This is a genomic window from Streptomyces sp. L-9-10 (assembly GCF_004151105.1).
Classification (GTDB): domain Bacteria; phylum Actinomycetota; class Actinomycetes; order Streptomycetales; family Streptomycetaceae; genus Streptomyces.
The window spans coordinates 98,737-99,276 of sequence record NZ_PHRF01000077.1 but is presented as its reverse complement, the minus strand read 5'-3'; the positions used below and the strand labels follow the sequence as shown (position 1 = coordinate 99,276).

1 protein-coding gene is annotated in these 540 nt (G+C 70.6%); it reads right to left on the bottom strand.

Annotation, left to right across the window (positions count from 1 at the left end):
- A partial coding sequence (locus CU044_RS19970) for a polyketide synthase (protein WP_129770091.1) occupies window positions 1-540 on the bottom strand: 540 nt, incomplete at both ends.

Here is a 540-nt window from a genome sequence, read left to right as displayed (position 1 = left end):
CATCTTGATCACCCCGGCCACGCCCGCGGCAGCCTGAGCATGACCGATGTTCGACTTCGCCGACCCCAGCCACACCGGCCGCGCCACGGAACGCCCCGGCCCGAAGACCGCCGCCAGAGCGCCCGCCTCGATCGGGTCACCGAGCGGGGTCCCGGTGCCGTGCGCCTCGACCGCGTCCACGTCCGACGGGGACAACCCCGCACGCGACAACGCCTCCTGGATCACCCGCTGCTGCGAAGGCCCGTTCGGAGCGGTCAGCCCCTGGGACCGGCCATCCTGATTCACCGCCGAACCCCGGATCACCGCCAACACCCGGTCCCCGGCCGCCTCCGCGGCCGACAACCGCTTCAGGACCAGCACACCACAACCCTCCGACCAGCCCGCCCCATCCGCATCAGCGGAGAAACTCTTGCACCGCCCGTCCACAGCCGTACCCCGCAACCGCGAAAACTCCACAAACACCGACGGCGTCGACATCACCGTCACACCACCCGCCAACGCGACATCACACTCCCGCTGCCGCAACGCCGTCACCGCCAA